This window comes from Xenococcus sp. PCC 7305 (assembly GCF_000332055.1).
Taxonomy (GTDB): Bacteria; Cyanobacteriota; Cyanobacteriia; order Cyanobacteriales; family Xenococcaceae; genus Xenococcus.
Map to the genome: position 1 here is coordinate 21,907 of NZ_ALVZ01000142.1, position 7,010 is coordinate 28,916.

The 7,010-nt window shown below is 40.2% G+C and carries 4 protein-coding genes and 1 riboswitch; of the genes, 1 reads left to right on the forward strand and 3 read right to left on the reverse strand.

Features of this window, described 5'->3' with window-relative positions:
* Positions 1-19 precede the first annotated feature (19 nt).
* From XEN7305_RS08340 to XEN7305_RS08350, 3 genes are all read right to left on the reverse strand, one after another.
* On the reverse strand, positions 20-1,630 hold the full coding sequence (locus tag XEN7305_RS08340; protein WP_006508950.1) for a cation:proton antiporter: 1,611 nt from the start codon (positions 1,628-1,630) through the stop codon (positions 20-22).
* Positions 1,631-1,872: 242 nt separating this feature from the next.
* Positions 1,873-4,896: an exonuclease subunit SbcC gene (gene sbcC / locus XEN7305_RS08345; RefSeq protein ID WP_006508951.1), complete on the reverse strand. Its 3,024-nt coding sequence runs from the start codon at positions 4,894-4,896 to the stop codon at positions 1,873-1,875.
* Between the two features lie 545 nt (positions 4,897-5,441).
* Positions 5,442-5,699, reverse strand: a complete 258-nt coding sequence (locus XEN7305_RS08350) for a hypothetical protein (protein WP_006508952.1) — start codon at positions 5,697-5,699, stop codon at positions 5,442-5,444.
* A 352-nt stretch (positions 5,700-6,051) separates the two neighbouring features.
* Positions 6,052-6,196: riboswitch (cobalamin riboswitch) on the forward strand.
* A gap of 27 nt (positions 6,197-6,223) precedes the next feature.
* On the opposite strand from XEN7305_RS08350, the gene XEN7305_RS08360 reads away from it, so the two are divergent.
* Positions 6,224-6,871 carry a HupE/UreJ family protein gene (locus tag XEN7305_RS08360; RefSeq protein WP_006508954.1) on the forward strand — a complete coding sequence of 216 codons (648 nt, stop codon included), beginning with the start codon at positions 6,224-6,226 and terminating at the stop codon, positions 6,869-6,871.
* Positions 6,872-7,010: the final 139 nt, after the last annotated feature.

Here is a 7,010-nt window from a genome sequence, read left to right on the forward strand (position 1 = left end):
AAGCTCTAACACCTAATACCTAACACCTAATCTCCTCAACTAAAATGACAGGGATTGTACTGGTTTCGATAACAGCTTGAGATACCGAACCAATTAGAACTTTTTCCCAAGGTTGATGTCCTCGTTTGCCCATAATAATGTCAGTAACTTGATATTCATTAGCCAGACGAATAATCTCTTCGGGAATCGAACCTGTCATAGTGAGAAATTGATGGGGAATATCCAAGAGTAACTGGGAAGTAAGTTGCTGTAATCGAAGAATGTCTGATTCGGAAGAAGTATTGGTCAGATGAATCACGATCGCTTCTCCATTGCTTCTTCTGGCGAGATCTGCCACTTTAGTTAAAACGCAAACCGCTAAATCGGAAGTATCGATCGCGGCTAAGAAAATAGTTGGGGTTGCGATCTCAGTTTTGGTCGGGTCTACAGGATCTTGGGTTAATAGTTTAGGGGCAAAGGTGGGAATCGCCCAAGCTCCTAGCGGTGCGGTAATTAAGATTGAAAGTGCTGCTACTGCTAAGATAATCTCACCTCCTGGGATGCCCTGACTAAGGGGGATGCCCCCAATTGCAGCTTGGACTGTTGCTTTGGCAGAATTGCCGGGTAATAAAAATAATTTCTCGCGCCAATTCCAATTACTGCCCACTGTTGCGCCATACCAACCAATAGTGCGTCCACAGATTAGACCAAAAGCCAGTAATAAAATGCCTGGTAAGAAAATATTTTCTAAGACTTTGAGTTGAATAGTTGCGCCCATAAGCACAAATAAGAGAATTTCTGCCACAATCCAGAGATGATTGAATTCCCCTCGCAATCTTCTGGCCAAAGGGGGACTAAATTCAATGAGGAAAAATCCCAGAGCCATTGCTGCTAAATAACCAGAAAAATAGGGTAACTGCTCAGCTAAAACAATAATCAATAAAGCAAGACTCGCAGTAATTAAGGTATCTTGAACGGTGTTTTGGGTCCATTGTTGTTGAATTGTGAGCCAAAATATGAGCTTTGCTCCCAAATAGCCAATGATCACTCCTAAAATAATTTGACTGATCACCTGCCAAGGCAACAACCACAGGGCATTACTATCGATCGCCGACTGAGACAAAAAATTGAGCAACAAACTAAATAGCAGTAAGACAAAAACATCTGATAAAGCACTTCCTGTCAGAATCGCATCGGCAATTCCTTTGCGGGTTCCCCAGCCCAAACTCTTGAGTCGTAGCATTCCTGGGACGATTACTGCTGGAGATTCGGCACTGACAACGCAACCCAATAATAACCCTGTTAGGAAATCAAACTGAAACAGCCAGATTGCGGCCAAGGCAATCATCAAAGCTTCTGCGATCGCAGGTAACACGCCCAATCTCAGAGCTACATTACCTTGTTTCAGCAATTTATCGCGATCTAAACCTAATCCTGCCCGCATTAGAATGACCATAACTGCCATGGTGCGTAGATCATCAGCAAGTTCTAACACAGAAGGCGCGGTCGCATTACTGACTTCAGAGCCCAATAAAATCCCGACAATAATCATGCCCATCAGAGGTGGAGCCCCCATTCTGCGAGCTAATTGACCACCGAAAAATCCCAGTAATAAGATCAAGATGATACTAAGGAGAAAGCCGATTTGCATTATTAAGATAGGTGTTAGGTGTTAGGTTTTAGGTTTTGGGTTAGGTGCTAGGTTTTAGGCGTTAGGTTTTGGGTTAAAAAAATTCTATTTTGATTTGAATTGGAGAATATAGTACTACATACTTTGTTTAGGACATTGGTAAAAGCTCAAGCCTATCTATTGCTAAATTTATCGTTTTTCGGGATTTCCCTAACACCTAACACCCAATACCTAAAACCTTTTCCCAAAAGAATGACTATAAATTAACTACTAACCCTTAATAAAGAACCGCTGTCTCCCTTAAAGACTTCAATTCTAGTTTGAAAAGCCTCCTTAAATTGGGGCATATGAGTAACGGCGAGGATACAGGAAAAATCAGATGCGATCGCATTAATCGCAGCAATTAATCGATTGCAACCTTCCGGATCTTGGGTTCCAAAACCTTCATCTACAATTAACATTTTTAAGGAAGTTCCCGATCGCTGTGCCAATAGTCTTGCTAAGGCTAAACGAATAGAAAAATTGATCCGAAAAGCTTCTCCTCCTGAATAGGTTTCGTAGGAACGAGTCCCTTGGGCATCGGCGATTAAAATATCCAGAGTATCTATCAGTTTAGTATTTTTCTTAGAAGTGTTTTTACTCGCTTTTTGTGTGACAAATTGGACATGAAATTGATTTCCTGTCAGGCGAGCTAAGATCTGATTGGTCTCGGCTTCAAGTTGGGGCAAAATATTTTCGATGGTTAGAGCTTGAATGCCATTTTTACCAAAAGCTTGGGCTAATTCTTGATAGATAAGATATTTTCTTTTGGTTGCTTGCAGTTCCTGGCTAGCTGCTTGATATTGAATTTTCAGATTATCGATCTGGGCGATCGATTCTTTGAGTCGGCCACTGTGACTAATCAGTCGATCCAATTCCTGACGACCCTGGTGGATTTGCTGTTCTAGTTGTTGAATTTCGCTACGATAATCATTAATCTTTTCTTTTTGCTCTAGATAATTATCCAGTTGTTTTTGACTAGCAGCTGTATCTTGAGTTCTCACTGCAAAAAGTTGAGCTAACTCCTGTTCTTTGGTTTGTAGTTGAGGGTATTTTTCCTGGGCTTTTTTGAGTTCTTGATATTGCAAATTATAATTATGAGCTGTTCTTAGAGAATCCAATAATTTTTGATGCTGCGTATTGTTATAGCCTAAATCAGCTATTTCTTGGGCAACTTGATCTATTTGTTTTTTGATCACAGAATCAACCTCTAAACTGGCAATTTCCTGGGTCAAAGCAGTAATTTTGGCGACCAACTGAGGTTTTTGTTGACTCAGCTTAGCTTGTCTTTTTTGAGCATCTTCGATTTTTGCCTGTTTAATTTCTGCCCAGCGCCAACGATCTACTTCTCCTCGGATTAAGGCATGGGTTTGTTCATCATATTTAAGGTGAGTGAGTTCTCCTTCCAATTGTTGAAGATGTACTTGTAAATTAGAGGCAAACTCTCCTGTAGACAAAGATTGTTCTAGAGCTGTTTTTTCACTTTCAATTTTTTCTAATTGTTCATAAATATCTTCTGTCGCTTCTAGCTGAGCTTCTAAATGTCCTAGTTCCTGTCGTAATTGGTCGTAGTCTGAAAGTTCTTGAGAGATGTTTTTATATTCTGTGCGGAGTAGTTGTAATTCTTTTTCGCAGGTAGCTAATTGCTCACGAATTGTCCAAATCTGCTCTTGAGTAATTTTTTGCTCTTTTTGAGTTTTTTCAACGACATGGTTGCGATGTTGGTCATCCAAATTTTGTTCACAAAGGGGGCAAATAGCATCGGGGACTACCAACATATCTAGTTTTTGCTGTAATTCTTGCCATTGTTTTTCGTATCTTCGTTGGTTCTCTTGGAGTTTTTCTTGGAAATGTCTTCTTTCTGTGCCTTTTTCTTCTAGCCTTTTTTGATAAACCTTTTTCTTGTCCAGACTCACAATCTGGGCATCAGCTGTTAAAACCGCTTGTCGCATTTGGGGAACTTGGGCAATTTGAGTTTCTAATTGATGTACTGATAGCCGCAGTTGTTCTAATTTAGCACTTAAAGTAGCTTTGGTCTTGGCGATTTCTGTTTCCAAATTTTGCTTTTGTTTGAGCAGAGGAGAAATATGTTTTTGTAATTTATCCAGCTCTTTTAATTTGCGACGACTGCGATCCAAATTTTCTAGCGCAGAGGCGACTTCATCAGCCTGGGCAAAAATATGATTAATTTCTTGTTCTTGTTGTTCAATATTTTCTAAACGAGTTTGAATCTGCTTGGTTTCTAAATTTAGTTCGTTTTTTTGTCGTAATAATTGTTGTTCTAAACTTTGTTGCTGCTCTCGCGATCGCTGATAAATCTCAAATTTCTGAGCAAAATCTTTTTCTGCTTGTTGCCAATGCAATAATTGCTCATAGTTAGCGACTATCTTCTCTTCGGCCTCTAATAAGTGAGCTAACTCTTTTTGTTGTGCTTGAATTGCCAAAATATCTTTTTGCAAGCGATCGCAATCTTGAGTCAAATTCTGATGTTGTTTTTGTTGCCAAGTCATTTGTTGTTCCCAGGCTTGGCGTTGATGCTCAATAGTTTGTAGCTTTTCTAGGCGATCGCGATTTGTATTTTGGACTTTCTGAGATTCTTTTAATGTCTTTTCGACATCAGCTAGTTCTTGTTGAATAGATTTTTGCTTATCAATTTCGAGTTGCAAAGGGGATAAACTCTGTTCAATTTGGGCAACTTTTCCTTTTTGTTCCTTAGCCAAATCTTTGGCTTTAGTGGCCAACTCTTCATAGCGATCCAATTTTAATAGGTCCGCTAGAATCTGCTTGCGATCGCTGGGTCGACGCAGCATAAACTCATCAGCTCTGCCCTGACGTAAATAAGCTGAATTGATAAAGGTTTCATAATCTAATTTAATACAAGAGATAATTTCCTTTTGAGTCGCCTTGATGCCCTTAGCGGTTAGAGAACGAAATCTTCCTGAATTAGTTGCCACCTGAAATTCTAAGGCCCCACTCCTGCCCCGAGGACGGGAACGAATAATGCGATAAGTTTGCTCGTTACAAATAAAGTCAAAATCTACTCGAACATTTTTCTCTCCGCCATGGATCACATCATCTTCTGTAGCAGCACGAGTTTTGCCCCATACCACCCAAGTAATGGCTTCTAGTAAAGAAGATTTACCTGCACCATTGGCTCCACAAATACAAGCAGTATGCAAGCCACGAAAATCTAGGGTGGTTTCGCGATAACTTAGAAAATTTTTTAACGTCAGTTGTAGCGGAATCATTCAGTTGTGAATTAGCTAGAGATCAGACAAAATGCCTGTGTCTGTTGGCATTGACTTTCAGTCTAGAATTGCTAATTAAGTAATTCCTGCTTTGGTAACGATTATGTTACAAAAATTCATAAACATTGAAGAGTTTTGACCAGGACTTCGTTCTTGAAGGCAGAGGGCAGCGGTGCGACCCCGCGCCTTTGTAAGGCGCTAGGGAACGCGCACCAAGAGAGAAGGCAGAAGGCAGAAGGAGATAATTTACTTCCTCCTTATGACTTCGTTTGACAGCAGCCCTGAAGGGCATCGCGAGCTACAAGGGCAGAAGGACTTGATTTTGGAGCTAAGTATCCAATAGGAACGTGAGTTCGATGAGTACAAAATTTACTAGTTCTGAATAGGGACTTAGGGATTTGGGGCTCTAGGGAAAAGCCTATTACTTCGTTGTTCAACTTGGAAAATTTAATCAAAAGGAAGGGGCGATTAGCTAATCACCCCTTCGAGAAATAAATAATATGTTGTGCGCAAATTTCAATAATTGCAGAAAAGAATTGGAATGCTTATCTTTTTGCGATCGCTGTATCTATAGCGACAATTTTAGATTGTAGTTTCCCAGGAATATATTCTCGGTTGAACTTTTTAATTGAGCAGTATAGGGGTAATATTTTTCCTTTGCCTCGATGAGAATTATTGATATCTTCATAGGCTAAGTTGCTATAGGGAGTATTGTATCTAAAAGGAGAATTTGGGACCTTAGCGTTACTCTGAAATTTCTGAGCTTGAGAAGAATTTTGGTTTATTACAGATATCTTATTCATAATCTAACTTACTGGTGTGTTTATCTATCCAAATTAGATTTATATCTGTTTGCCTGTTGTGATCGTAATCAGTGAGTCTGTTGTTGGCATCGAAAATTCATGGCAGCTTGAAATTATGGGATGTGATTATGAATTTAGGATTAAGGGCCAGAGCAACTGAAATCTCACTAGTGGACGCGGGCGTGAATAAGCTATCTATCAACGAAGGACAAAAAGCTGATGTATCAAGACTTATTACTTATTACTTTCGCGCAGCGGTACTAGGTAACTTTCAGAGAAAGGCTTCAGGCTAAAGCATGCAAAAGCGATGAGTAACAAATGTTTTAATGTTTAATGCTCAATGTTTTGTGATAGTGTTGGGTCGCTAGCCGGTTCTAATGGGGAGCATCCATTAGAGTTAATGGGGAAAGTTTGGTGCAAATCCAACGCTGTCCCGCAACTGTGATCGAGGGAAATTCCTCTAAGCCAGAACGCCCGCCGACAAATTAGCGCCAACATGACTTAAAATCTGCGAGGTACAGATAATGTTACAGAAAAAAATAAGGGCAATCGCTTTTATTTGCGCCAGTCTGCCAATTATGAGTTTTATTGTGGGCATCAATCCCGCTCAAGCTCACCACCCCCTCGGCGGTAGAACTCCTGCCACTTTTATTGAAGGCTTCCTTTCAGGACTTGGACATCCCATCATCGGCTTAGATCATTTTGCATTTGTCGTCGCTATTGGCTTAATTGCTGTTTTGACTGCCAAACGTGGGCTTCTGCTTCCGATCACCTTTAGTCTGGCAACGGCTTTGGGCACTGTAATTCATCTTTCCAGTATTGATTTACCTGCTCCAGAATTAATCATTTCTGTTTCTGTATTTACGATTGGTCTGGCTTTGGCAATGAATCGCCAATTCAATCTATTGCTTTTAATACTGCTAGGTGCGATCGCCGGTCTATTTCACGGATATGCCTACGGTGAGTCAATTTTTGGGGCGGAAACTACTCCTGTGGCTGCTTATTTATTGGGCTTTGCCTCGATTCAAATATTGATTAGCGCGATCTCATTTTATGTAGGAAAATTAGCTGTTAATCAAGTAAATGACTCCTCAAGTCTTTATTTGCGGTTTGCAGGTTTCACCATCGCAGGCATTGGTTTAACCTTTCTCTCCAACGCAATCCTTGGTTAATGGATAGTTGGGCAATACTTCTCGCTTAGGGAAATAGGGATGTAGGGAATTAGGGAAATCTAGCTATTATTATTCCCCAAACCCCTAAAACCCCAAATCCCAAATCGTTAGGTTTTTAAAGTCAATCTTTAAACGAGAA